Genomic DNA, 24,072 nt, shown 5'->3' on the forward strand with positions numbered 1-24,072 from the left:
GTTCGGCGCCGGGAGGCAACCGTGGTGAGTCCGTCGAAGTCCACCGGCCTGATCGCGGCCGCGGTCTCTTTCATCTCGTTCGGCACCTCGGGCGCGTTCGTCAAACCCCTGCTGGAGGCCGGCTGGTCCCCCGCCGCCGCCGTCACGGCCCGCGCGCTCACCGCCGGGCTGGTGCTGCTGCCGTTCGTGATCGTCCTGATGCGCGGCAGATGGGCACTGTTGTGGCAGGCCCGGTGGCCCGTGCTGGGCATGGGCCTGGTCGGCGTGGCGATCACCCAGGTCCTCTACTTCGCGGCCATCCAGCGGATCCCGGTCGCGACGGCGCTGCTCATCGAGTTCCTCGCGCCGCTCATCCTGGTCGGCTTCACCTGGGCGGTCAGCAGGCGCACGCCCGCACCCGTCGTGCTGATCGGCTCGGTGCTCGCGGTCGGCGGCCTCGTGCTCGTGATCGGACCCGGCGCCATCCAGGCCGTGGACCCGATCGGCCTCGCGGCCGCGTTCGGTGCCGCCCTCGGCTGTTCCGTCTACTTCGTGGTCGCCGCACGCCCCAACAACGGTCTGCCGCCGGTGGCGCTGGCCGGGGCGGGACTCCTGCTGGCCGCGCCCGTCCTGGCGCTGGTGGGTGCGACGGGCCTGCTGCCGTTCACCGCGACGTTCGGCGACGTGCCCCTGTTCGGCACCCCGACGGCCTGGTGGGTTCCGCTGCTCGTCGTCGCGGTCGTCGGCACGGCACTGGCCTACGCGAGCGGCATCACCGCCTCGGGGATCCTCGGGTCGCGGCTCGCGTCGTTCATCGCCCTGCTGGAGGTCGTCTCGGCCTCGCTGTTCGCCTGGCTCCTGCTGGGCGAGGGGCTCGCGCCGTTGCAACTGCTGGGTGGCCTGCTGATCCTCGGCGGCATCGCGTCGGTCCGGGCCGAACGGCAGAAGGTGGAGCCGAAGGCCGAGCCCGCGCTGGTTTAGTGACGCGGTCGGCCGTACCTGCTCGGGGTCACCCCGAACCAGCGCCGGAACGCGTGGATGAAGCTCGCGGCCTCGGCGAATCCGAGCTGGTCGGCGACCGCCTCGACCGACATCTCGCCACGCGAGAGAAGGTGGACGGCCCGCTTCGCCCGGACTTCGTCCAGCAGAGCCTGATAGCTCGTACCGGACGTCGCCAGCCGGCGGCGCAGGGTGCGCGGACTGACGCCCAGCGTGCGGGCCACGACGGGCATCGTCTCCTGGAACCTCACCGAGGATTCGAGCAGGCGCCGCACCTCCTGAGCGACTCCCGGGCTCTCCCTGCGGCGGGTGGCGAGGGCGCGGCACTGCTCCTCGCACGCCGCCGTCGTCTCGGGACTCGCGAGCCGGAGCACCTCGGCCAGCACGGCGACGTCCACAACGGACTGGTCGGCGTCCGCCCCGAAGCGCGGCCGGACGCCGAAGACCTCCTGGTGCTCGCGCAGGTCCTCGGGTGGTGCGTGCGTGAAGTCGACGGCCAGGACCGGCACGGCACCGGTCATCAGCTCCCCCACGACCGTGTGGATCGCGGCGAGGTCCCGTTCGGCGAGGAACGAGGCCACGTCGCCCGGCAGCGCACCGGCGTCGAGCGCCAGCACCAGCCGGTCGCCGTCGATCACGGCGGAGGGAGCGGTGAACGCGAAGCTGAGGTCGAGGTAGCGCAGGGCGGTCGTGATCGCGTCCTGCAAGGTCGCCGCGCTGAGGAACGCGTAGCCCAGCACTCCGAACGTCGTGGCGTGGTAACGCCGTCCGACGGCCACTCCCGCGTGCGGCAGCCGGGCGGCGAGGTTGCGCACGACCGTCAGTTCCTGGTGGGCGTCGATCTCGGCGACCGGGTCGGCGAGCAGGGCGGGGTCGATGTCGCTGCCCCGCAGCAGGCTGTCCAGCGGCACTCCGTGCTCGGCGCCGAAGCGCACCAGGAGCGCGACGCTCGCGATGCCGCGCGGGAAGTCCCAGTGCCGGACGACCGGCTCGGCCAACGACGTCATGGCCGCGATTGTCAACTTCGCGGCCGGTGTTGTCCTGGTGCGAACGGGTGGTTGTTCCTAGCTTCGGTGAGGTGACAGCGAACCCCGAGGTGGTCGTCATCGGTGCCGGATTCGGCGGGCTGGGCGTGGCGTTGTCCCTGCGCAGAGCCGGGTTCGACCGGTTCACCGTGCTGGAGCGGGCGAACGAGGTCGGCGGGGTGTGGCGGGACAACACCTATCCGGGCGCGGCGTGCGACGTGCCGTCGTCGCTCTACTCGTACTCCTTCGCGCCCAGCACCTCGTGGCCGCGCCGGTACGCGGCGCAGCCCGACATCCTGCGCTACCTCCGCGACACCGCGAGCGCGGTGCGCGACCGGATCAGGTTCGGCGCCGAGGTGGTGGCCGCGACGTTCGACGAGTCGCGACACCGGTGGAGCGTCGCTCTGGCGGCCGGCGATGTCGTCGAGGCCGACGTGCTGGTCTGCGCGACCGGGCAGCTGTCCAGGCCGTCGATCCCGGCACTGCCCGGACTCGGCCGCTTCGCCGGGGAGGTCTTCCACAGCGCCCGCTGGCGGCACGACGTAGACCTGCGGGGCAGGCGGGTGGCCGTGGTCGGCACGGGGGCGAGCGCGGCGCAGTTCGTGCCGGAGATCGCGCCCCTCGCCGGGCACCTGACGGTCTTCCAGCGGTCGGCCCCGCACGTGCTGCCGAAACCCGACGCCCGGTTGTCCGGCCGATCGCACCCCACGAGACTGCGCGTCGCACGAGCCGGCGTGTGGCTCGGGGGCGAACTCCTGACCGGTCTGCTCAACGCCGGACGACTCTCGCGCCGGGCGGTCGCGGCCGTCGCGGCGACGCACCGGCGAATCCAGGTCCGCGACCCCGCGCTGAGGGCGGCACTGCGACCGGACACCCAGCCGGGCTGCAAGCGGGTGCTGTTCAGCAACGACTGGTACCCGGCCCTCACCCGGCGGAACGTCGGCGTGGTGGCCGAGCCGATCACCGAGGTCACCGAGCACGGCCTGCGCACCGCCGATGGCCGCGAGCACCCCGCGGACGTGCTGATCTGGGGCACCGGGTTCGCGGTCTCCGGTTTCGGGACGCCGGCGCGGATCACCGGCCGCAACGGCAGGAGCCTCGCCGAGGCGTGGGGCGGGCGGCCGCGGGCCCACCTGGGCCTCACCGTGCCCGGTTTCCCCAGCCTCTTCCTGATCTACGGCCCGAACACCAACCTCGGAGGCAACTCGGTGATCACCATGATCGAGGCGCAGTGCCGGTACGTGGTGTCCGCGGTGCGCCACCTCGCGGAGACCGGCGCGGCGACGCTGGAGGTGCGACGCGACGTCGCGGCGGCGTTCGACGAGGAGATGACCGCCAGGCTGACGAAGAGCGTGTGGAGCACCTGCTCGTCGTGGTACCGGACCACCGACGGAACGATCACGACCAACTGGCCCGGCGGGACCCTGGAGTACCTGCGCCGCACCGCACGCCTGCGGACGTCGGACCACGAGCCTGCCCGCACGACCGCGGAGGTGTGACCGTGGACTACGACGTGCTGGTGATCGGGTCGGGGTTCGGCGGCGCGGTGACCGCGTTGCGGCTGACCGAGAAGGGCTACCGCGTCGGCGTGCTGGAGGCCGGGCGGCGCTTCGCGGACGACGAGTTCCCGGAGACGTCCTGGCAGGTGCGCGACTACCTGTTCGCCCCACTCCTCGGCTGCACCGGCATCCAGCGGATCACCCCGCTGCGCGACGTCGCCGTGCTCAGCGGCGCGGGCGTCGGCGGTGGTTCCCTGGTGTACGCCAACACCTTGTACCGGCCACCGGCGCCCTTCTTCCGGGACTCCCGGTGGGGCCACATCACCGACTGGGAGGACGAGCTGGCACCGCACTACGACCAGGCGGCCAGAATGCTCGGCGTGGTCGACAACCCGTGCCGGACCGCCGGCGACCGGCTCCTGCGCGACGTGGCGACGGATCTCGGTGTCGGAGCGACGTTCCGGTCCTCCCGCGTGGGAGTCCACTTCGGACCGAGCGGTGCGGACCCCTACTTCGGCGGCGCCGGTCCGCGACGGGGCACCTGCGTCGGTTGCGGCGCGTGCATGACCGGGTGCCGGCACAACGCGAAGAACACGCTGCCGAAGAACTACCTCCACCTCGCCGAACGGGCCGGTGCGCAGGTGTGGCCGTTGACCACGGCCGTTGACGTGCGGCCTCATCTGCACGGATACCGGGTCGTGGTCCGGCGCACCGGAGGACGGGCGACGCGCACGTTCACCAGCAGTCACGTCGTGTTCGCGGCGGCATCGCTGGGCACGCAGCGCCTGCTGCACCGCATCCGCGATCGCGGCGGGCTGCCGAACCTGTCGTCCCGGCTCGGTTTCCTGTGCCGCACCAACTCCGAGGCGGTCGTGGCCGTGCGGGTGCCGGGCGGGCGGGTGGACAACTCCCGCGGCCTCGCCATCACCTCGTCGATCCACCCGGACGCCGACACGCACGTCGAGGTGGTCCGGTACGGCAGGGGCAGCAACCTGATGGGGTTGCTCATGACCACGCTCGTAGACGGCGGCCCGGCGAGGGTGCGCCGAGGGCTCGCCCAGTTGCTGCGGGAACGCGGCTCGGTGCTGCGGATGCACACTCCCCGCGCGTGGTCGGAGGAGACGATCGCGTTGCTGGTGATGCAAAGCCTCGACAACTCGCTCACCACCGTGTCGCGGCGCGGGCGGATGACCACCAGACAGGGCGAGGGCGCGCCGAACCCGTCCTGGATCCCGGCGGGGCACGACGTGGCGCGGCGGCTCGCGGCCAAGGCGGGCGGTGCCGCCAGAGGAGCGTGGACCGACCTGGCGAACGTGCCGCTGACCGGCCACCTCATCGGCGGCTGCGTGATCGGCGACTCCCCCGCCACCGGCGTGATCGACCCGTACCAGCGGGTGTACGGCTGTCCCGGCCTGCACGTCGTGGACGGGTCGGCGATTCCCGCCAACCTCGGCGTGAACCCCGCCCTGACCATCACCGCGCTGGCGGAGCGGGCGATGTCGTTGTGGCCCAACAAGGGCGAGCCCGATCCACGCCCGGAGCCCGGTGCCGCTTACCGTCGCGTGGCCGCTGTGGCACCGCGGAGCCCGGCCGTTCCGCACACCGCGCCCGGTGCGCTGCGCCAGGAGGTGTCCGATGTCGGGTGAGTGGCCTGCGCAACCGTGGGACCTGCACGGGCGGGGCTGGCTCACCGTGTGGACGGCACCACGTTCGGCGATCTCCCTGCCATCGCCGGACGTGGTGCCGCTGACCCTGTTCGGCCGGGTGATCGTGGTGTCGGCGTTCGTCGACTACCAGCCACCCGGCGTGCTGGCCTACCACGAGCTGATGGCCGCGGTCCTGGTGCGCCGCAAGGCCCGTCCCGGACTGTCCATTCTGGACATCTGGGTGGACGACACCACGTCCCAGCGTGGCGCGCGGGCGATGTGGGCGATCCCGAAGCTGTTGGCGGACTTCACCTTCTCCCCAGGATCACTCGCTGCGACAGCACACGACGACGAACCCATCGCCTCCGCAGCCGAGACCCGCAGGTCGTCACGAACGTTTCCTGTACGGCTGACCACGTCGGTCTGGCAGTCCGCCGAAGGCCGGGCGAAGCGCACCGAACTGCGCACCTCCGCCCGCGCCGGCCTGACCCGGCTGCGCTGGCGCGTCACGCCGGGCAGCGGGCTCGGCTGGCTGAACGCCGCCAAGCCGCGGCTGCACCTGTTCGTCACGGACCTGCACATGCGATTCGGCTCCCCCTGACGACGCGGCACCACAAGTGCCGCGCGGACCGATCACACGAGGAGAAGCTCATGCGAGTTCTCGCGATCACGCTCGCCCTGGTGGCCTCCACCCTGGCCGCACCGCCTGCCTCAGCCGCGCCACCGGACTACGGCCTGCCCGGCTCGTACCCGGTGGCGTACAGCGATGTCACTGCCGTCGCGGGCGGCAGGTCCGTCGCGGCACGGGTGCACTACCCGGCGACGGCCGCGGGCGTGAACCAGCCGGTCGCCGCCGGCAGGTTCCCCGCGATCGCGTTCGGGCACGGCTTCTTCCAGGCCACGTCGAAGTACACCAGCACGAACACGCACCTGGCCTCGTGGGGCTTCGTCGTCGTGGTGCCCACCACCCAGGGCGGTCTGAGCCCCAGTCACAGCGCCTTCGCCGACGACCTCAACACCGGACTCACCTGGCTCGTCGCGCAGGACGGCACCGCGGGTTCGCGCTTCCAGAACCACGTCACCACAACGGCATTAGGTGCTTCAGGACATTCCATGGGCGGAGGCGCCGCCGTCCTCGCGGCCGCCCGCAACCCGAAGATCACGGCGATCTCCACCTACGCCGCGGCGGAGACGAACCCCTCCGCCAAGGCAGCGGCGGCCACTCTGAAGGCACCCGCGCAGTTCCTCGCCGGCTCGCAGGACACCATCACCCCGGTGGGCGAGCACCAACGGCCGATGTTCGTGGCGAAGGCACCGTCGAAGCAGCTCCGCACCGTCACCGGCGGGTTCCACTGCGGCTTCATGGACTCCTCCGGACTGTTCTGCGACAACGGTTCCATCACCAGGGCGGCGCAGCTCGTCGCCTCCAAGCGAGTGCTCACCTCGTGGTTCCGCCACTACCTCGCGGGCGACGCGGCCGCCCGCGACTTCGTCTGGGGCCAGCCCGCCCGCACCGACGCGGCGGTGACCTTCGAAGGAACCGAGTGACCGAAGGCCCTTGAACGCGCGACGCCCCGGCATCTCGTCGAGATGCCGGGGCGTCGCAGCACCTCGGGGTCAGCCGATCGGGCCGCCGCTGAACTGCAGCGGCAGAGCCGGATCAGGGCTCACCGACGCCCGCCACAGCCGGTAGGTGCCGCCGCCGACCGCACCCACGGCGAGATCGCCCGACCGGGTCAGAGCGAGACCAGGAGCCCCGAGGCCCTGGTTGTCGTTCGGCGCTACCCGTGCCCACGGGTGGAAGTCGCGACCACCCACGGCCTTCGAACTCGTCACCATCACCATGCGATCGTCGTCGAGCGCGACCACCGCGACCGACCCGTTCGGCAGCACCTGCGCGCCGATGCGGGCGTAGTGCGCGCCGTACGGCATCTCGCCGCCGACGGCTTCCCAGGTCTCCTCGAAGCCGGAGCGGTCCGCCTTCTCGCGGCGCAGACCGACCTGCTCCTTCCCGTTCACGAGGTAGAAGCCGACGAGGAGGACGCCGCCCTGCCCGTCGCCGGTCAGGGTGAAGATGTCACCCACACCCGTCAGCGCGCCTTTGCGCGCGGGGAGGGTGCCGGGCGTGTGCCGGAACCACTCCGTCGTGCCGTCCTCGGCGCGAACGAGGATCGTGGTCTCGTCGCCGCCGCTGACCACCTCCAGCGGGCCGGCGTAGCTCTTGGTGACGTCACCGAACTCCCGCCAGGCGAGGAAATCGCCGCTGGGGAGCTGTTCGCGGACGAAGACCAGTCCGCGCCGTTCCGAGCCGTAGAACCTGTTGCCCAGGGCGTACAGGGCCAGCGTGCCGTCGGACCGATGCACGACGGCCGGCTTCGTCTCCATCGCGCCCTTGAGGATCAGCGGCGGCTGCCACTGACCGTTCTCCAGCGTGACGAGCTTGATGTCCCCGCTGTCGCGGTCGGTCGTCCCGATGGTCGCCGTAGCGGCCTCGTCGTCGAACACCGGCGCCGAGAGGCCGCTGGAGTTGCCGACGACGACGCGGGTGTCTCGGCCCGTGCCCACCGAACGGGTGTCGGTGATCTGGTCCGAGCCGTAGCTGAGCAGGTGCAGGTCGCCCGAGGCAGGTGTGAGGACCACCGCCTGGGTCCGCATCTCGCTGTAAACCAGGGCCGGGGCCGGCGTCCTGAGACCGTCCACCGCGCAGTCGTTCGTCGTCGCGGTGATGTCGACGTCCGTGCCCCAGTCGGAACCGATCACCGTTCCGCCCGTCTGCCACTGACCGCTGCCGACCTGCTCGTCGTACCGGTTCCACACGAGCTGCCCGGTGTCGGGCCGCACCGCGTAGTAGACGTCGCCGCCCGCGGAGAACAGCCTGCTGTGGTTCGTCCAGCCCGCCGCGCCCATGTCGTGGGTGACGAACCGCTCGGTGTCGCGGTGGTAGCGGAACCGGTGCAGCACACCGGAACCGTCGCGCGCCTGCAGTCCGCCACCGCCGCTCGCGGTGATCTGGTCGAACCGGCTCCAGCCGACGTCGAGCACGCGGCCGCTGCCCGGCGCCCACAGACCCGACTCCTGCACGAAGGACCACCAGCGCAACCGGTCGCCTTCGAGCGTGTAGATCGAGCCGTCGGCGTCCACGGTGATCCTGCCGCGGTTCGCCGTCTCGACGTAGCTCTGCCAGCCCCAGCCGATCGTCTGGAACTGGCCGCCGCCGGGCATCGTGTCCCAGCCGGTGCCGTTGTACCGCAGCCGGCGCAGCTCACCACCGGTGGTGATGTTGAACAGCCAGCCGTTCGGGCCGGCGAACGTCTTGCCGCCCCAGCCCCAGCCGACCTGCCTGGCGCCCGCCCAGCTGAACGCGCCGTTGGACGGACCCGCGTGCCGGTAGTTCCACAGGTCGCCGTCCGCCTGCATCGTGAAGATGTTCGCGACCGGCTTGCACGACAGCGTTCCCGCCGCCGCGGTGCCCGCTCCGGCGGTGACCGCGGTGATCGTCGTCGCGACCGCGGCCGCGGCAAGACACAGTGATCTGAGCCTTCGGTTCAAGAGATGCCCCCAGGTTTGACCGAAATGTCAGTCCCCAGCATACGAAGCGGGTCTGACAATTTTCGCGCCTCCCGGGGGCCTCCCTCCTCGGATCAGCCCAGCTGTCTGCCGGTGAACGACAGCGCGGCCGCCGGGTCCTGCGGGACCCCGGCACTGAACCGCCAGTACGAACCGCTGCTCGCCACGGCGACCACGGCCAGGAACCCCGTGTCCATCCGCATGCTGGTCGGTTCGGTGAACTCGGCGTTCAGGCCCTCGGCGCTCACCTGCTGCCACGGGTGGAACTCGGTGCCATCGGCGGCGCCCTTCGACGTGGTCACGTAGACCTTGCCGGCGGCCGTCAGCGACACGGCGAGCGAACCGTTGGGCAGCACGGTCGCGTCGAGTTGGCCGCCCTCCGAGTCGGGTGCGCCCGGCAGGGCGGGAAGCATCGTCATGGTGGTCTCGAAGCCGAAGCGGTCGGGCCGCTCCGGCAGCACGAAGACCCCGTCACCCGGCCGCCAGCCGACGTCGACGAGCAGGATGCGGCCCTGCGAGGTCTGCACGAGCTTCGGCCGCGGGCCCACATCGCTGGGCAGCCGACCCTGTTCGACGGGCACGCCGTCGGCCTGCGTCCGGTACCACGTGGTCATGCTGCCGCCGGTCCGTCCGACGATCGTGACCTCGTTGCCTCGGCTGATCACGCTCACCGCTTCCTCGTGGCGACCGTTGATCCGCTTCCACGCCAGGAAGTCACCGTTGGCGAGCTGCTCGCGGTAGTAGAGCTGCTCCTCCCACGGGCCGCCGTCGCTCCCGTGGTCGCCCATCGCGTAGACGACCAGCGTGCCGTCCGACCGCCGGACCAGCGATGGAGCCACCCGCATCGCACCCTTGAGCGACTGGGTCACCCGGCTGTTGCTGCCCAGCGTGATCAGCTCGACGTCACCGCCCGGTCGCCGGGTGGTGCCGAACGTCTCGGTGCCGGGCTCGGCTCCGGGTACGACGTTGGAGATGCCGGTGTACTCGCCGCTGAACGGCTCGAAGGCCCAGTAGCCGTGGCCGGTGTCGCGCAGGTCGGTCATGCGGTTGTCGGGCAGGACCCGCACCAGGTGCCCGACCCCGTTCGGGCTCGTGTACGCGACCGGCATGGCGCTCTGGTCCTCGACCACCGGGTTTCTCGGGAACCAGTAGCCGCTCTGGTTGCAGGTCGAGGTGGTCGCCGTGATGTCGACGTCGGTGCCCCAGTCGTAGCCGATCACCGCACCCGTGGAGGTCCGCCAGCCGTCGTTGGAGTACTCCGAGTAGTCGTTCCACAGCAGCTCACCGGTGCCGGGGCGCACGGAGTAGTAGATGTCGCCACCGGGAGAGAAGAGCTTGGTGCCCGTCTGCCACGTCAGCATGTGCGGCCAAGTCTCGTAGAGCGCGAACCGCTCGCTCGGCCGGTCGTAGCGGAAGTGGTGCAGCACGCCGAACGCGTCGCGTCCCTTGAGGCCGCCCTGACCGCTCGCGGCGATCGCGTTGAACCGGCTCCAGCCCTTGTCGATCACGCGGCCGCTGTCCGGTGTCCACGCCCGCTGCTGGTGGTCGAAGAACCACCAGCGCAGGTGGTCGCCTTCGAGCGTGTAGAGGGACCCGTCCGAGTCGACCGTGATGCTGCCGCGGTGCGCCGTCTCGGTGTACTTCTGCCAGCCCCAGCCGATGGTCTCGAACTGGCGGCCGTCGACGAACGTGTCCCAGCCGCTGCCGTTGTACCGCAGCCGGCGCAGCTCACCGCCGGTCGTGATGTTGAACAGCCAGCCGTTCGGCCCGGCGAACGTCTTGCCGCCCCAGCCCCAGCCGACCTGCCGGGCGCCCGCCCAGGTGGCGGCGCCGTTGCTCCCGCCGGAGTGCTGGTAGAGCCACAGGTCGCCGTCCGCCTGCATGGTGAAGATGTTCGACACCGAACCGCAGTGCCCGGCGGACGCGGTGCCCGCGCCGGTGGTCACGGCGGTGGCGACGCTCGCCGCCAGCGCCACGGACAGCACGAGCGGTCTCAGCTTCTTCTTCATCGGAAATCCCCCAGAGAGGTGTTCGGAAATCAGTAACCGCGGATCGGTCCGCCGGTGAACCGGAGCGGTGTCGCCGGATCCGCCGGCACGGGCGCGGTGAACACGTGCCTGCTGCTGTACGACACGGCCGAGAGCAGCACTTCGCCGTTCCTGCTCAGGGCCAGTGCGGTCGGCTCGCTGAACCACGCGCCCTTCGGGACCTCGACCGGCGTCCACGGAAACGCGAACTCGGTGCTGCCAGGGCCCTTCGACGTGGTGACGTACGGCTTGCCGTCCGCGGGCACCGAGACCGCCACGGTGCCGTTCGGCAACAGCAGCGCGGACACCGGCTCGGTCATGACGCCACGCCTGCCGAACTCGCCGAGCGACTGCCAGGTGTCCTCGAAACCGCTGCGGTCGGCCTTCTCCCGTCGCACGTGGACGATGCGGATTCCGTCGTCGGTGCGCAGGACCGCGAAAACGAGGATCGTGCCGTTGCTGTCCAGCACAGGCGTCATCGGCCCCAAGACACTGCGACCGGCGAGGTCGCCCGCCGGCACGGGAACAGTGCCCGGTGCGTGCCGGAAGGCGTGTGCGACGTGGGCCTGGTCGGTGGCCAGCACGGTCGTCTGGTCGCCGCGGGTGATCGCGCTGACGTTCCCGTAGTCCAAGGCCGGGTCACCGAACCTGCGCCAGGCGAGGAAGTCACCACCGGGCAACTGCTCGCGTGTGTAGAGGTGACCGACGCCGTTGCCGGCCGACGCGAGCGAGTACACGACCAGCGTGCCGTCCGAACGCCGCACGACGCTCGGAGTGCTGCTCATGGCGCCACGCAACGAGACGATGGTTCTCGCCTGCCAGTCGCCTCCGCGCAGAGTGACCAGATCGATGCCGGCCGAGCCCCGCGCGCCGAACGTCACCGTGCCCGCGGCGGCGTCGACGATCGGGGTCCTGGTGTCGTCGTAACCGTTCGTCTCCATCGTGGTCCGCCAGTTCCGCGCGACCGGGTCGAACCAGTCGCTGACGAGGCCTTCCCGGTAGACCGGGCTCACCACGTACCGGCCACCCGACGCCAGGTCGGCGACGTGCGACGCGCCGTCTCCCGCGCCCAGCCACTCGGCGGGCGCCGGGCCGGGAAGGCCGATCGAGCAGTCGGTCGTCGTCGCGGTGACGTCGACGTCGGTGCCCCAGCCCGTGCCGATCACCGAACCGGTGCCGGCGCGCCAGCCGGCGTCCTCGGTGAACTGGTTCCACCGCAGCTCACCGGTGTCGGGCCGCACGGAGTAGTAGAGGTCGCCGCCCGGCGAGAACAGCGTGCCGCGTCCCTGCCAGCCGGCCGCGGGAACGACGTCGAAGGTGACGAACCGCTCGGTCTCGGCGTGGTACCGGAACCGGTGCAGCGCACCCGAGGCGTCCCGTGCCTGAAGGCCGCCGTTGCCGCTGGCGGCGATCAGGTCGAACCGGCCCCAGCCGACGTCGAGCACGCGACCGCTGCCGGGAGCCCACGCACCGGTCTGCTCGTCGTAGCGCCACCACCGCAGCTGGTCGCCTTCGAGCGTGTAGAACGACCCGTCGGCGTCCACGGTGATCTTCGCGCGGTTCGCCGGCTCGACGAACTTCTGCCAGCCCCAGCCGATCGTCTGGAACTGCCCGCCGCCGGGGAACGTGTCCCAGCCGCTGCCGTTGTACCGCAGGCGACGCAGCTCACCGCCTGTGGTGATGTTGTAGACGCGCCCGTCCTGGCCGGCGAACGTCTTGCCGCCCCAGCCCCAGCCGACCTGCCGCGCCCCCGCCCAGGCGAAGCCGCCGGACGTGGGTGCCGAGTGCTCGTACAGCCACAGGTCGCCGTCGGCCTGCATGGTGAAGACGTGCGCGACGGGCCCGCACGCCGGATCGGCGGCCGACGCCGCACCCGTGACCGACACCGTTCCCGCGGTCACGGCCGCGACAAGGCACAACGATCTCAGCTTCGTGCTCATGGCGAACTCCCCCAGGCGTTCCTTGTGGACGGCAGGGAGCATACGACGCGGCACCGACAATTCCGACAAGTCGTGACCGGCTCAACGATCGGACATGCCCGCGACGATGGAGATCGAGGCCGCCCGCCGGGCCGGCAGCAGCGCCGCGAGCACCCCGGCGACCGCGACGGCCACGAACAGCGCCGCCAACTGTCCATACGGCACGGACACCGTCATCCGAAGGTCGTCGTCACGCGACACCGCCACGACGAGCAACGCCGCTGACGCCGCTCCGGCCACGGCGCCCAGCACGGCACCCGACAACGCGATGAGGATCGACTCGACCACGAGCATCCTGCGTAGCTGCGCGCGCGTGAAACCCAAGGCGCGCAACAGGGACGACTCCCGCGTGCGTTCGAACACGGACAGGGTCATGGTGCTGGCGATGCCGAGCAACGCGGTCAGCATCGCCAGCCCGATCATCGCCCACACGAACGCGAGCAACCGGTCGATCTGGGCGGTGAACTCGGCGCGGGTGTCGGCGAAGCTGGTGATCTTCGCGGTCGGCACGGCCTCGACGGCCGAGTTCAGCACCGTCCTGCCGTCCGCGCCGGGAGCCATCTTCACCGAGATCGTCCGCACGCCCTGTCCCGGCCACCTCGCCAGGTCGGCGTAGGCGTCCAGGCCTGGTCCGGACTTCGTGAGCGCCACGACGCGCAGGGCTTGCGAGACCGTGCCGACGGTCGAGGTGACCACCGTGCCCACGTCGGCGCCGAGCGAACGCGCGACCTCGTCGGTGAGCGCGATGCCGTCGCCGCGCACCGCGGACAGGTCTCCGCGCACCACCTCCGGGCGGATCAGGGTGCCCAGCGAGGACGGCGTCACCGCGGCCAGCCCGATAGTGCGCTTCCTGTCCCCCACCGCGACGACGAGGTTCTCCGTCCGTTCCGCGCCGGCCGCCTCGACCCCGGGACGCGCGGTGATGCGGTCCAGCAGCGACGCGGGCAGCGGGCGGTCGTGCACCGCGCTGCTCACCTCGTAGTCGGCGGGGAACTGCTGGGCGAACGTGCTGTCCCTGGTGTCCTTCACCGAAGTCGCCATCACCGTCAGCATGGACACCACCGCGACGCCGACCAGCAGCGCCGACATGGTCGCGGCGGTGCGGCGGGGGTTGCGCCCGGCGTTGCCAGCGGCCAGTGCCGCGGGAACACCGAACAACGCCCTGGGCACCGCGCCCAGCCCGCGGATCAACGGCCCGACCAGCAACGGACCCGCCGTCACCACGGCACCGAGCAGGAACAGGCCCGCGCCGACCGCGAGAGCCATGGCGAACTTCGGACCCGATGACTGGGTCAGCGCCAGCACGGTGAGCAGTGCGGTGATCGACCCGAGCACCCCGGTCACGACGACGCGTGCCCGTCCGGTGCGCGCCACCTCCTCACGGCTGTCCACCTGCGTGCGCAGCACCTCCATCGGCGCGACCCTCGTCGCCCGGCGCGCCGGTAGGAACGCCGCCACCAGCGTGACGCCGAGACCGACGGCGAACGCGGCTGCCACCGCCAGGCCGCTCACCGGCAGCCGCACGGGCGACGAGCCCAGCACCGACTGCAGTGCGGCCGCCAGACCCACGCCCGCGGCCAGGCCGAGCACGGACGCGACCATCCCGATGACCGCCGCCTCGAGCAGCACCGAGCGGAAGACCTGCCCGCGTCCCGCGCCGATGCTGCGCAGCAGGCCCAGCTCACGGGTGCGCTGGGCGATCAGGATCGTGAAGGTGTTCATCACGACCATCGCCGCCACCACCAGCGCGACCACCGCGAACAGGCTCATCGCCAGTGAGATGTCGTCTCCGCCCTGAGCGGCGAGCAGCATCTCCGTGTACGTCGCACCGGTGCTCACGTAGAAGTCTTGTCCTAGCGCCGTTTGCAGGCGTTCGAGCAGCACCGACTGGTCTGCTCCGGACGAACGCACGACGACGTGCGCGCCGTAAGGGGGCTCGGCCGGGTCGACGAACCGGGCGATGCCGGGCAGCAGCAACTCTGCCGTGCCAGGGCGTTCCGCCGTGCCCGTGTCGTAGACGCCGCTCACCGTGAACCGCTCCGGTGCCGAGTCCCGGCCGAGCAGCACGACTTCCGCGCCCACGCTCAGGTTCCGGTCGCGGGCGGTCTGCTCGCTCACCGCGATCTGCCCGGCGGCGGGGAACGCGCCCCGCACGACCTCCTGCGCGCGCAACGACGGATCGGCCGCCAGTTCCACCAGGTCGGCCTCGTCGGCCCGGCCCTGCGCGCCCACGATCGGCACCGCGACGGTCTGCCTCAGCGCGACGGCCGCGACCCCGTCGACGCGCGCGATCGCCGCGACGTCCAGGACGGCCTTGCGTTCCGGCTCGACCACCGCGTCGACGCCGCGCGCGGACCGCGCGAACTCGTCCCGCATGGTGGCCTGCAGGGCGTCGGCCAGCACCATCGTGCCGGACACGAACGCCACGCCGACCACGATGGCGATCGACGACAGCACCAGGCGCAGGAACCGCGCCCGGATTCCGGCCAGCGTGGTTCGCAGCATCACGCCCCCAGCTTCGACAGCGCGGCCAGGACGTCCTCGGTCGTCGGCCAGTAGATCTCGCCGGCCACCCTGCCGTCGGCGAGCAGCACCACGCGGTCGGCGTACGACGCGGCAATCGGGTCGTGGGTCACCATCACGACGGTCTGGCCCAGTTCGCTCACCGAGGCGCGCAGGAACGCCAGCACGTCCGCGCCGGTGCGGGAGTCGAGGTTGCCGGTCGGTTCGTCCGCGAACACCACATCCGGCTTGCCCACCAACGCCCGTGCGCACGCCACGCGCTGCTGCTGGCCACCGGACAGCTCACTCGGCTTGTGCCGCAACCGGTCCCGCAGGCCGAGCATGTCGACGACGCGCGCGAACCACTCGCGGTCGGCGGTGCGACCGGCGAGTCGCAACGCGAGCAAGATGTTGTCCTCGGCCGTGAGCGTCGGCAGCAGGTTGAACGACTGGAACACGAACCCGATCCGGTCCCGCCGCAACCGGGTGAGGGCCTTGTCGCCCAGCGACGTCAGCTCGGTCGAGCCGATGTGAACGGTCCCGGAGTCGGCGGTGTCCAGCCCTGCCAGGCAGTGCAGCAGCGTCGACTTGCCCGACCCGGACGGGCCCATGATCGCGGTGAGCTCGCCGGCGCGGAACTCCGTGCTCACGCCGTCCAGCGCGCGCACCGCGGCCGTGCCCTTGCCGTACACCTTCACCAGTTCGTGGGCCGAAACCGCGCCGCGAACCTCCACTTGGGACACTGTCATCGCACAGGCTCCACTTTCTCCGGGGATTCGAGCGGCCAGACGGCGACGCCGCCGGGCACGGTTCTCCGGAAGCGGATTTGTGACGCACGCCACAGCAATGTGAGAACCTCGCGCGCGGTACCGACGTCTTGCGGAGTGTGAGAGCGATCCGGGAAAAGCCCGCCGAACTCGACGAGGAACAGCTCGTGCGCCGTGTCGCACGAGGTGACCGCGCTGCGTTCGAGGAGCTCTACCGCCGCAGCGCGCCGTGGCTCACGGTGCGCCTGCGCAGGCGGTGCTCCGACGAGCAGATCGTCGCCGAGGTGCTGCAGGAGACCTACCTCGCGGTGTGGCGGGCGGCCGGCGCCTTCGCGGGCAGCGCGACCGACGGCACCGCGGTCGGCTGGCTGTGGACCATCGCCGCGCGCAGGCTGATCGACGCGTTCCGCAGACGGGCACACCACGCCCAGCCGCCGAACGCCGCCGCGGCCGAGCCCGCCGCCCGTGCCGCCGAGGACGAGGTGCTCGAAGGCGTGGTCGGCGACGAGGTGGGCGACGCGTTGCGCAGGCTGGCCCCGGAACTGCGGCAGGTGTTGCAGGCGATGGTGCTCGACGGATTGTCCGTCCGGGAGACGTCGGTGCTGCTCGGGGTGCCGGAAGGCACCGTCAAGACCCGCGCCAGGCGGGCGAGGATCGCGATGCGGGAGGCCCTGTCATGACCGCGCACCACCCGGGAGAGCAGCTGCTGCTCCGTTACGCGCGGGGCGACGAGGACATCCCCGCCGACGAGCTCTGGGCCGTCGAGTCGCACCTGGAGACCTGTGCGGCGTGCCGGGGCCGCCTCGCACCCGAACCGGTGGCCGACGCGGTGTGGCTGGAGCTCGCGCCGTTGCTCGACCACACCCCGCAGATGACCTCCGCACGGCCGTGGCGCCGACGCCTCGCCGGGTGGGTGTCGCCCGCCGCCGGACCGTGGCTCGCGATGATCCTCGTCGTCACCTTCGTCGCCGTGCTGCTCGACCGGCTCACCTCTCTCTCGCCCGACCGCGTCTCGTTGGTGCTGCTCGTCGCCCCGGTGCTGCCGGTGCTGGGCGTCGCCGCGTCCTGGAGCAGGGCGCTGGACCCGGCGTACGAGCTCGCCGCGGCGACCCCCCGCGCCGGGCTGCCGCTGGTGTTGCGCCGCACCGCCGCCGTGCTCGCCGTGGTGGTGCCGGGCCTGCTGGCGGCCGGGTCGTCCAGCGGTGCCGCGCTCGCGCAGTGGCTGCTGCCGTGCCTGGCGTTCACCGCGGGCACCCTCGCCCTCGGCGGGCTGATCGGCGTGACCCGCGCGGCGATCGCCCTGATCGCGGTGTGGGCCGTCGCGATCGTCGCCCCGACCGTGGCGCTGAGCCGCACGTCCGTCGCGTTCGCGCCCGCGGCCGTCCCGGTGTGGGCCGCGGCGCTCGCACTCGGCCTGCTCGTGATCGCCCTGCGCAGGACCGACTTCACCCGCCTGCGGGCCAACCGATGAGGAACGACATGACCACCCCCACCACGTACGCCTGGGAGATCGCCGCCCACGACCTCGCGGTCAGGGTCGGGCGCAGGCGCATGGCCGTCGACGGCGTCACCCTCACGATGGGCCGCGGCGTGCACGGACTGCTCGGCCCCAACGGCGCGGGCAAGACGACGCTGATCCGCGCCCTCGCCACCGTGCTGCGCCCCACGTCCGGCACGCTCACCCTGCTCGGCGGCCTCGACCTGCGCGAACTGCGCCGCCGCATCGGCTACCTGCCCCAGGAGTTCGGCTACTACCGGCGGTTCACCGTGCGGGAGTTCATCGAGTACATGGCCTGGCTCAAGGAGATGCCTGCCCGCGACATCCCCGCCGCCGTGCAGCGCGCCGTCGAACGCGTGGGTCTCGCCGACCGCGCCGACGACCGCCTGAAGACGTTGTCCGGCGGCATGGTGCGGCGTGCGGGCATCGCCCAGGCCATCGTCAACGACCCCGAGATCCTGCTGCTGGACGAACCGACCGCCGGGCTCGACCCCGCGCAGCGCATGCGGTTCCGCGAACTGCTCGTCGAACTCGGCACCGACGCCTGCGTGGTCGTGTCCACCCACCTCGTCGAGGACGTCGCCACCGCGTGCACCGACGTCGTGCTGCTCGCCGACGGCAAACTCGTCTTCCAGGGCACGCCCGCCCAGCTCGCCGCCGCCGGAACCGACGACCACGCGGGCGACAGCTCCATCGAACGCGGCTACACGGCGCTCCTCGCCGCCCCGAAGCGGCAGGGGTCGTGGTGAAGGCGCTGCGCGTCGAACTGCGCCGCTCAGTCGCGCCGTGGGCGGGCCTGGTCCTGGTCGGTGCCGCGGTGACGTTGCTCTACTCGCTGAGCGCGCCGTGGTGGAAAGGCCTGGAGGCGTGGGACGAGCAGTGGCACTCGGCTGCCCAGTGGGTGCGCTTCCTGCTGGTGTTCCTGTGGCCGATGGTCGTCGGAGCGGGCGCGATCGCGGGCATGCGCGACCACCGCGCCGGCACCGAAGACCTCCTCGCCACCACCGCGCGCCCCGCCTGGCAGCGCGCCGCCGCCACCGCGGGCGCGCTCGCGTGCTGCCTCGTCGTCGCGTACCTGCTGGTGTTCGCGCTCGGCGCCACCCTCGTCGTGACGCACGGCGGCTACTTCCACCTCGCCTGGCTCCCGATCACCGCGGTCGGCGCACTCGCCGTCGTCGCCGGAGGCTGGCTCGGCATGGGTGTCGCGCGCGTCTTCCCCTCGGTGCTCACGCCGCCACTGCTCGCCCTGAGCTCACTGATCGCGCTCGTGTTCCTGACCGTCTCCCAGGACCCGGTCAGCGAGCCGGAAGTCGTGGTGCCGAACCAGATCACGCTGCTCTCCCCCGCGCTCGGCGCGATGCGCAACGTCTACGACACGGTCGCCACGGCCGCGAACACCGGCCAGGCGATCTGGCTCACCGGCCTCGCGCTCACCGGCTTCGGCCTGTACGCCGCCGCCACGACGCGCCTGCGACTGCTCGCGTTGGTGCCCGTGGTCGTTTCCGCCACCATCGCGCTTCCGCTCCTGCCGGCTAGGACGTTCGTGCTCAACGAGGCCGCCTCCGCTGCGGTGTGCCGGGGAAACGTGTGCCTGAGCCGGATGCGCGAGTCCACACTGGACGCATTCGCGCCGGTGGCCGAGGAGGCACTGCGACTGCTGGCAAAACTGCCTGACCCGCCGAAGTCTGTCCGCGAAGTCCCTTACCCCACACAGAACCGGGACGGCATTCCGCGCACCGCCGACGTCGTGCCGGTGCATTTCAACGGCGACGCGTTCGAGCTTGCCACCCCCGGCGACTGGCTCGCCGAGCTCGTGGCGGGTGGCGGCACGCCCACCTGCTTCAACCAGTTCGACGGGAACGAGAAGATCATCCGCGAGGCCGCCGCGCGCACGGCCGTCGCCGCCTGGTTCACCGGCGACCTGAAACCCCTGCCCAACTACCGCCTCGTCCGCTCCGGTGCCGCCGAGCCCGCCGGTCGTGCGCTGGCGGCCTTGCGCTCCCTGCCCGCCGACGAGCAGTTGACGCGGGTGAAAGCCGCCCGCGAGGTCGGACTGTCCTGCCAGGGCGACCAGCTCGCGGCGCTCACGGGTGGCACTCTGTGAGAGCGCTGCTGTTGTACGCGCGATCCCGCCAGATCCCGGCTTCCTTTGCGGTAGCGGCGCTCTGCTGCCTGCTGGTGCACTTGGCCGCTCCGATCGCGGACGCCCGGTGGTCGGCGCTGGCGATCACCACCGCCGTCTCCGCCTTCGCCATCGGACTCACCGGACAGGACGCCGACCTCGACGCCACGTCCGCCTGGCCGTGGCCGGTGTACCGGATGGCGCACGTTGCCGCCATCATCGCCGTCACGACCGCACTCGTCAGCTTCATCTCGCCGTTGTCGTTCGTGCTGCGTGGATCTGTTGGCCTGGCCGGACTTGCCGCGCTCGGTGCCGCGTTGTTCGGCGGCTACCTGGCGTGGGCGCTGCCGTTCGCGTGGTTCAGCGTCACGTTCTTCGCAGACAGCTGGCTGCTCGCCCCGACCGGTTCCGTCATGGCGGCTCTTTCAGCAGTGGCGTTCGGCGTGACCGGCACGACCGCCTATGTTTTGTTTCGGTCACCACTGAAGCAATAGTGATTTATGCCACACGAAGAACCTCGCGTTGAGCCCTGCTCGTCTTGCGGGACATGAAGATTCTCGCGATGGCCCTCACCCTGGTGCTGCTTCCGATCACCCCGGCGTCCGCCGCTCCCGCGTTGCGGTTCCAGTCGTGCCCGGACGTTCCCGAAGCCGACTGCGCCACGCTCACCGTGCCCGTCGACCGCGACGACCCAGGCGGCCCACAGGTCGCACTGGCCGTCGCGCGCCGCAAGGCGACCGACCCGGCCCGCCGCATCGGGGTGCTGATGGTCAACCCCGGCGGCCCCGGCGGTTCCGCCGCCCAGTACGCCAAGGACGCGCCGAAGCTCTTCAGCAAGGAGGTGCTCGCCCGGTTCGACGTCGTCGGCTACGACCCGCGCGGCGTCGGCGACAGCAACCCGATCTATTGCGACACCTCCGCCGTGGGTCTCCCCTACCCCACCGGCCGCCCGGACACCCCGGAACGCTTCGCCCAGCTCACCGCCTACAACCACTGGCTCGCCGAGGACTGCCGCACACGCACCGGCCCCGTGTTCGACCGCGTAGACGCACAGAGCGCCGTGCGCGACATGGACGACCTGCGCAAGTCGTTGGGAGAAAAGCAGATCACCTACTACGGCATGTCCTACGGCACGCTGTACGGCCAAAAGTACGCCGAGCGGTACGGCAAACACGTGCGCGCCATGGTGATCGACAGCGTCGTGGACGCCAGCCTCCCACTGGACGGCCTCCTGACCGCAGGTGCCCGCGCGGGCGAGGACATCTTCACCGAGTTCGTCCGCTGGTGCGGCGCCACACCCACATGCGCGGTGCACGGCAAGGACATCCCCGCGCTCTACGCCGACCTGCGAGCCCGAGCCACCCGCGGCGAACTGCACACCCCCGGCGCCCCGGACCAACCCCTGACCCCGACCGAACTGGCCAACCGCACAGTCCGCTTCGGCTACGGCCCGGACCTCCCCCGCATGGGCGAGTACTTCAGCACCCTCGCCGCCCAGCCCGAGGCGAGCTTCGGCACCGCGACCCGCCGAACCCAAGCCGTCCTGTGCCAGGACTTCACCGGCCACCCGGCCGGCGCCACCGACGTCGCCACGATGGACTCCCGCGTGCGCGCCGCCGCCCCCAACGTCCAGGCCTCACCGATCTGGGACCAGGCACTCACGTGGTGCGCCGGCTGGCAGGGACCGACCCTCAACCCCGCACGCCCCTGGCACCCGGCCACCACGTCGAAGGTCCTGATGCTGAACTCGCTGCACGACCCGGCGACCGGTCACGAGAGCGCGGTCAGCGTGCACCGGCAGGCCCGCGGCAAGGCGACGCTCGTGACCTACGAGGGCACCGGACACGGTGTCTACTCCCGCACCCCGTGCACTCGCGCGGTGACCGACGCCTACCTGCTCGACCGCACCGTGCCGCGCGACGGACTGCGCTGCCCGGCTGTCTGACGGGCAGCGCACGGCGCGGGGCACATCAGGATCAGTCGGTCCAGATGCCGCCGTCGAGCAACGCGACCGCGCTGTCGAGAATGTGGTCGGACGTGTCCGCCACCGAGATGCGCACGGTGACGGGCTGTCCCGGGGTGACCGGCACCGAGCAGGTGAGTGGAGTGGTCAGACCGTCCATCGTGGTGCCGTACCCGCTCGCTCCGGTGGAGTTGTCGACGTAGAACGAGCTGTTCTTCTTGTCGTTGACCGTGTTGATGGACACGGCCTCACCGGTGCCGGGCACCGTGGCGCAGTTGGTGCCGCCGACCCAGACCGCCATGACGTCGTTGAAGGCGCTGCCCACGTACTCCGGGTACTCCTCGCTGGCGAAGACGTACTTCACGTGCAGGGTCGTCCCGGCGGGCACGATCTTCACCTCGTACGTCGCGGCGTCGTGGGTGGGCAGGCCGGCAAGGGCGGTGAGCCCGGAGTCTCCGTCGCCGCCGAGGTTGGTGCTCGCGAGTTGACCCGGCGCACCAACCGCGTTGGCGATCAGCCCGCTGCTCAGCACCCAGGTCTTGGTGCCGGGCGCGAACCCGTCGACGTGCCCCCACTGCCCGTCCGCACCCACAACGGAGTCGCCGACCTTCACCACGCCGGGTCCGAGCAGCGAGTCGGGAGTCCCGGAAGCGGGCAGGTCCTTGCAGCCAGTGGGCAGGAACCAGGGCGAACCGCCGTACTGGGTCGAGCCGCTCAAGGCGTCAAGAGGAACGGTCTTGCTGATGTCCCAGTCACCGAGCCACGCCTTGATGTTGAGCTTCAACTGCCTCGTGAACGCGACCTCGATCTTCGTGCAAGCGTTGAACCTCGCGTCACTGACCTCGAAATGGGGCTTGAACGACGCGTCGACGGGATTGAACTCGCCGCCCAGTCCTACGATCACGCCCGCCTTCTCCGTGGCCGCACCGGGTCCGACCAGGAACTCACCGCCCACCTTGACCCCGATCGCCCCGTTGACCTCGACCACCGGCGCCAGCGGCGAAAGGTTCATGAAGGTGTTGCCAGACGCCGACACGCCGTTCTTCAAGGTCGCCGAGGCGGTGACCTGGACACCGGCGACGGCCTGCACTCCGACGTTGGAGATCTTCAGGCCACTGCTGACGCTGAACTGCGCGGTCGGGCTCAGCGAGACGGCGATCGGAACCGGTGAGACCGCGAAGGTCCTGACCAGCTTGGGCAACTTCAGCTCGCACTGCACCGAACCGCTGAGGTCCAGAGCGGCCGCTCCGGTCACCGTGATGGTGAATCCCATGTCGACGGAGGCACCGGTGGGGACGTCGACACCGAGGAAGCCGTACTTGTCGACCTTGGTCTTGAAATGGCCTGCCAGCTTGATCTCCGGCGAGAAGGTGATCTTCTTCGAACCACTGCTGTCGCAACTCACCGACGCCGTCTTGGCCGCGACGGCCAGTCCGGACTGGACAGGCTGCGATGACGTCGCGCTGATGTTCTCGACAGCGAGTTCGTAGTAGTCGAAGGCGTCGCTGAGACCTCCAGCGGTCAGACCGGCCGTGCGCCCGTCGGACGACAGTGTCGTCACCACACCGAGAAATCCCCCGGGAAGCGCGTCGGAGATCGGCAGGACGACGCCCGCACCCAGCAGTGGCGTGGCGATCTGGGGTTGCAACACGAGGCGGACGCCGGTGCCCGTCGTCACCACCGACGCGATGTCGGCCGGCTTGAGCAGCAACGTGGACGGCGCCGCGATGTAGGAGGCCTGCGCGGTGCCACCGGCGGGACTCGTGCCCGCCACGATCGTCAACGGTCCGTACCAGCGGCTCTTGTTCTGAGTGAACAGGGCGTAGGAGTACTGCGTGCCTGGTCTCAGGTCCTTGTCGACGGCCGTGGTGCCCGCGGTGGGAATCTCCACACCGTCCGACCGCTGACCGGCGGGAACGGCACCGGTGGTGCGCCGCAACGAGAACCGCGAACCCTCAGCCGCCTTCCACGACAGGCCCAGCCCTGTCTGACCCACCGTCGTCGCGTGCAGACCGCGAGAACCTTCCTCCGCCACATAGGTCACGACGAGCCCGAAGGTCTCACCGGGGCGGATGACGACCTCCGGCCGGGATGACTGTCCGATGTAGACTGTTCCGCCGAAGCTGACCCGCGGCAGGTCGACGTGATACGCGCCGGCGGGCATCGTGAGCGTGACGACGGTCGAGGTGCCCGCCCGCGGCTTCGCCGCCACGTGCCGGGTCTTCCCCGCCAGCACGACGTTCGCGGGCACGTCGCCCGGTGCCGCGATGGTGATGCGCGCGGTGCCGGTTCCTGGCTGCGCCCACGCAACCGATGGCAACGCCATCACCGGGACCAACGCCGCCACGCACGTCAACAGCACTCTGAGTTTCATCGGCCTCGCCTTTCCCGCGACGGTGGAATAGGCGTCCACCCCGGCGTGGTCCTTACGTCGCACGGCCGATCGAGCCGGTTACCGCCTTCACACGTTCGTACGAACGGACGTCATTGCGGATAGGA

At 71.1% G+C, this 24,072-nt stretch carries 18 protein-coding genes; 11 read left to right on the top strand and 7 right to left on the bottom strand.

Features of this window, described 5'->3' with window-relative positions; genetic code table 11:
* Positions 1-21 precede the first annotated feature (21 nt).
* On the top strand, positions 22-960 hold the full coding sequence (locus tag SK854_RS07830) for an EamA family transporter (protein ID WP_319974326.1): 939 nt from the start codon (positions 22-24) through the stop codon (positions 958-960).
* Here the strand turns inward: SK854_RS07830 and SK854_RS07835 are convergent.
* Positions 957-1,985: an AraC family transcriptional regulator gene (locus SK854_RS07835; protein WP_319974327.1), complete on the bottom strand. Its 1,029-nt coding sequence runs from the start codon at positions 1,983-1,985 to the stop codon at positions 957-959. The genes SK854_RS07830 and SK854_RS07835 overlap by 4 nt on opposite strands.
* Before the next feature lie 71 nt (positions 1,986-2,056).
* Here SK854_RS07835 and SK854_RS07840 point away from each other — a divergent pair, with 71 nt between their 5' ends.
* The 4 genes from SK854_RS07840 to SK854_RS07855 are packed head-to-tail and all read left to right on the top strand — an operon-like array spanning position 2,057 to position 6,696.
* Complete coding sequence (locus tag SK854_RS07840) at positions 2,057-3,502, top strand: flavin-containing monooxygenase (protein WP_319974328.1); 1,446 nt, start codon at positions 2,057-2,059, stop codon at positions 3,500-3,502.
* A gap of 2 nt (positions 3,503-3,504) precedes the next feature.
* A complete protein-coding gene (locus SK854_RS07845; RefSeq protein ID WP_319974329.1) occupies positions 3,505-5,148 on the top strand; it encodes a GMC family oxidoreductase in 1,644 nt (547 codons plus the stop codon).
* Positions 5,138-5,749, top strand: a complete 612-nt coding sequence (locus SK854_RS07850) for an acetoacetate decarboxylase family protein (protein WP_319974330.1) — start codon at positions 5,138-5,140, stop codon at positions 5,747-5,749. Before SK854_RS07845 ends, SK854_RS07850 begins: the two co-directional genes overlap by 11 nt.
* 50 nt (positions 5,750-5,799) lie before the next feature.
* Positions 5,800-6,696, top strand: a complete 897-nt coding sequence (locus SK854_RS07855) for a poly(ethylene terephthalate) hydrolase family protein (protein ID WP_319974331.1) — start codon at positions 5,800-5,802, stop codon at positions 6,694-6,696.
* 69 nt (positions 6,697-6,765) lie between these two features.
* On the opposite strand, the gene SK854_RS07860 is transcribed toward SK854_RS07855, so the two are convergent.
* The 5 genes from SK854_RS07860 to SK854_RS07880 form a co-directional block, all read right to left on the bottom strand.
* Complete coding sequence (locus tag SK854_RS07860) at positions 6,766-8,697, bottom strand: tachylectin-related carbohydrate-binding protein (protein WP_319974332.1); 1,932 nt, start codon at positions 8,695-8,697, stop codon at positions 6,766-6,768.
* Between the two features lie 92 nt (positions 8,698-8,789).
* The gene (locus SK854_RS07865; RefSeq protein ID WP_319974333.1) at positions 8,790-10,724 is read right to left on the bottom strand and encodes a tachylectin-related carbohydrate-binding protein; all 1,935 of its coding nucleotides are present in this window, start codon (positions 10,722-10,724) and stop codon (positions 8,790-8,792) included.
* A gap of 29 nt (positions 10,725-10,753) precedes the next feature.
* Complete coding sequence (locus SK854_RS07870; RefSeq protein WP_319974334.1) at positions 10,754-12,682, bottom strand: tachylectin-related carbohydrate-binding protein; 1,929 nt, start codon at positions 12,680-12,682, stop codon at positions 10,754-10,756.
* Between the two features lie 81 nt (positions 12,683-12,763).
* The gene (locus SK854_RS07875; RefSeq protein ID WP_319974891.1) at positions 12,764-15,226 is read right to left on the bottom strand and encodes an ABC transporter permease; all 2,463 of its coding nucleotides are present in this window, start codon (positions 15,224-15,226) and stop codon (positions 12,764-12,766) included.
* The gene (locus SK854_RS07880) at positions 15,226-15,972 is read right to left on the bottom strand and encodes an ABC transporter ATP-binding protein (RefSeq protein WP_319974335.1); all 747 of its coding nucleotides are present in this window, start codon (positions 15,970-15,972) and stop codon (positions 15,226-15,228) included. The genes SK854_RS07875 and SK854_RS07880 overlap by 1 nt, the downstream gene beginning before the upstream one ends.
* A gap of 146 nt (positions 15,973-16,118) precedes the next feature.
* Here SK854_RS07880 and SK854_RS07885 point away from each other — a divergent pair, with 146 nt between their 5' ends.
* Genes SK854_RS07885 through SK854_RS07910 form a run of 6 tightly spaced genes read left to right on the top strand, consistent with a single transcriptional unit; the run spans position 16,119 to position 21,555 of the window.
* Positions 16,119-16,670: an RNA polymerase sigma factor gene (locus SK854_RS07885; RefSeq protein ID WP_319974892.1), complete on the top strand. Its 552-nt coding sequence runs from the start codon at positions 16,119-16,121 to the stop codon at positions 16,668-16,670.
* Entirely contained in the window at positions 16,667-17,461 is a 795-nt protein-coding gene (locus SK854_RS07890) for a cupin domain-containing protein (protein WP_319974336.1), read from the top strand. The genes SK854_RS07885 and SK854_RS07890 overlap by 4 nt, the downstream gene beginning before the upstream one ends.
* 8 nt (positions 17,462-17,469) lie before the next feature.
* Positions 17,470-18,237, top strand: coding sequence for an ABC transporter ATP-binding protein (locus tag SK854_RS07895; RefSeq protein WP_319974337.1), 768 nt, complete (start codon positions 17,470-17,472; stop codon positions 18,235-18,237).
* Complete coding sequence (locus SK854_RS07900; protein ID WP_319974338.1) at positions 18,234-19,592, top strand: hypothetical protein; 1,359 nt, start codon at positions 18,234-18,236, stop codon at positions 19,590-19,592. The genes SK854_RS07895 and SK854_RS07900 overlap by 4 nt, the downstream gene beginning before the upstream one ends.
* Entirely contained in the window at positions 19,589-20,104 is a 516-nt protein-coding gene (locus tag SK854_RS07905; protein ID WP_319974339.1) for a hypothetical protein, read from the top strand. The genes SK854_RS07900 and SK854_RS07905 overlap by 4 nt, the downstream gene beginning before the upstream one ends.
* 53 nt (positions 20,105-20,157) lie before the next feature.
* Positions 20,158-21,555, top strand: a complete 1,398-nt coding sequence (locus SK854_RS07910; RefSeq protein WP_319974340.1) for an alpha/beta hydrolase — start codon at positions 20,158-20,160, stop codon at positions 21,553-21,555.
* Between the two features lie 31 nt (positions 21,556-21,586).
* Here SK854_RS07910 and SK854_RS07915 read toward each other — a convergent pair whose 3' ends face one another.
* Positions 21,587-23,947 carry a choice-of-anchor L domain-containing protein gene (locus tag SK854_RS07915; protein ID WP_319974341.1) on the bottom strand — a complete coding sequence of 787 codons (2,361 nt, stop codon included), beginning with the start codon at positions 23,945-23,947 and terminating at the stop codon, positions 21,587-21,589.
* Positions 23,948-24,072 lie beyond the last annotated feature (125 nt).

Origin of the sequence: Lentzea sokolovensis, assembly GCF_033949975.1 — a bacterium.
GTDB classification, from domain to species: domain Bacteria; phylum Actinomycetota; class Actinomycetes; order Mycobacteriales; family Pseudonocardiaceae; genus Lentzea; species Lentzea sokolovensis.

What these genes read in the sequence shown, in the direction of transcription:
- SK854_RS07835 (WP_319974327.1), bottom strand. Translation starts at nt 1,985, where the DNA reads ATGACGTCGTTGGCCGAGCCGGTCGTCCGGCACTGGGACTTCCCGCGC.
- SK854_RS07850 (WP_319974330.1), top strand. Translation starts at nt 5,138, where the DNA reads ATGTCGGGTGAGTGGCCTGCGCAACCGTGGGACCTGCACGGGCGGGGC.
- SK854_RS07855 (WP_319974331.1), top strand. Translation starts at nt 5,800, where the DNA reads ATGCGAGTTCTCGCGATCACGCTCGCCCTGGTGGCCTCCACCCTGGCC.
- SK854_RS07865 (WP_319974333.1), bottom strand. Translation starts at nt 10,724, where the DNA reads ATGAAGAAGAAGCTGAGACCGCTCGTGCTGTCCGTGGCGCTGGCGGCG.
- SK854_RS07870 (WP_319974334.1), bottom strand. Translation starts at nt 12,682, where the DNA reads ATGAGCACGAAGCTGAGATCGTTGTGCCTTGTCGCGGCCGTGACCGCG.
- SK854_RS07875 (WP_319974891.1), bottom strand. Translation starts at nt 15,226, where the DNA reads ATGCTGCGAACCACGCTGGCCGGAATCCGGGCGCGGTTCCTGCGCCTG.
- SK854_RS07880 (WP_319974335.1), bottom strand. Translation starts at nt 15,972, where the DNA reads ATGACAGTGTCCCAAGTGGAGGTTCGCGGCGCGGTTTCGGCCCACGAA.
- SK854_RS07890 (WP_319974336.1), top strand. Translation starts at nt 16,667, where the DNA reads ATGACCGCGCACCACCCGGGAGAGCAGCTGCTGCTCCGTTACGCGCGG.
- SK854_RS07895 (WP_319974337.1), top strand. Translation starts at nt 17,470, where the DNA reads ATGACCACCCCCACCACGTACGCCTGGGAGATCGCCGCCCACGACCTC.
- SK854_RS07910 (WP_319974340.1), top strand. Translation starts at nt 20,158, where the DNA reads ATGAAGATTCTCGCGATGGCCCTCACCCTGGTGCTGCTTCCGATCACC.
- SK854_RS07915 (WP_319974341.1), bottom strand. Translation starts at nt 23,947, where the DNA reads ATGAAACTCAGAGTGCTGTTGACGTGCGTGGCGGCGTTGGTCCCGGTG.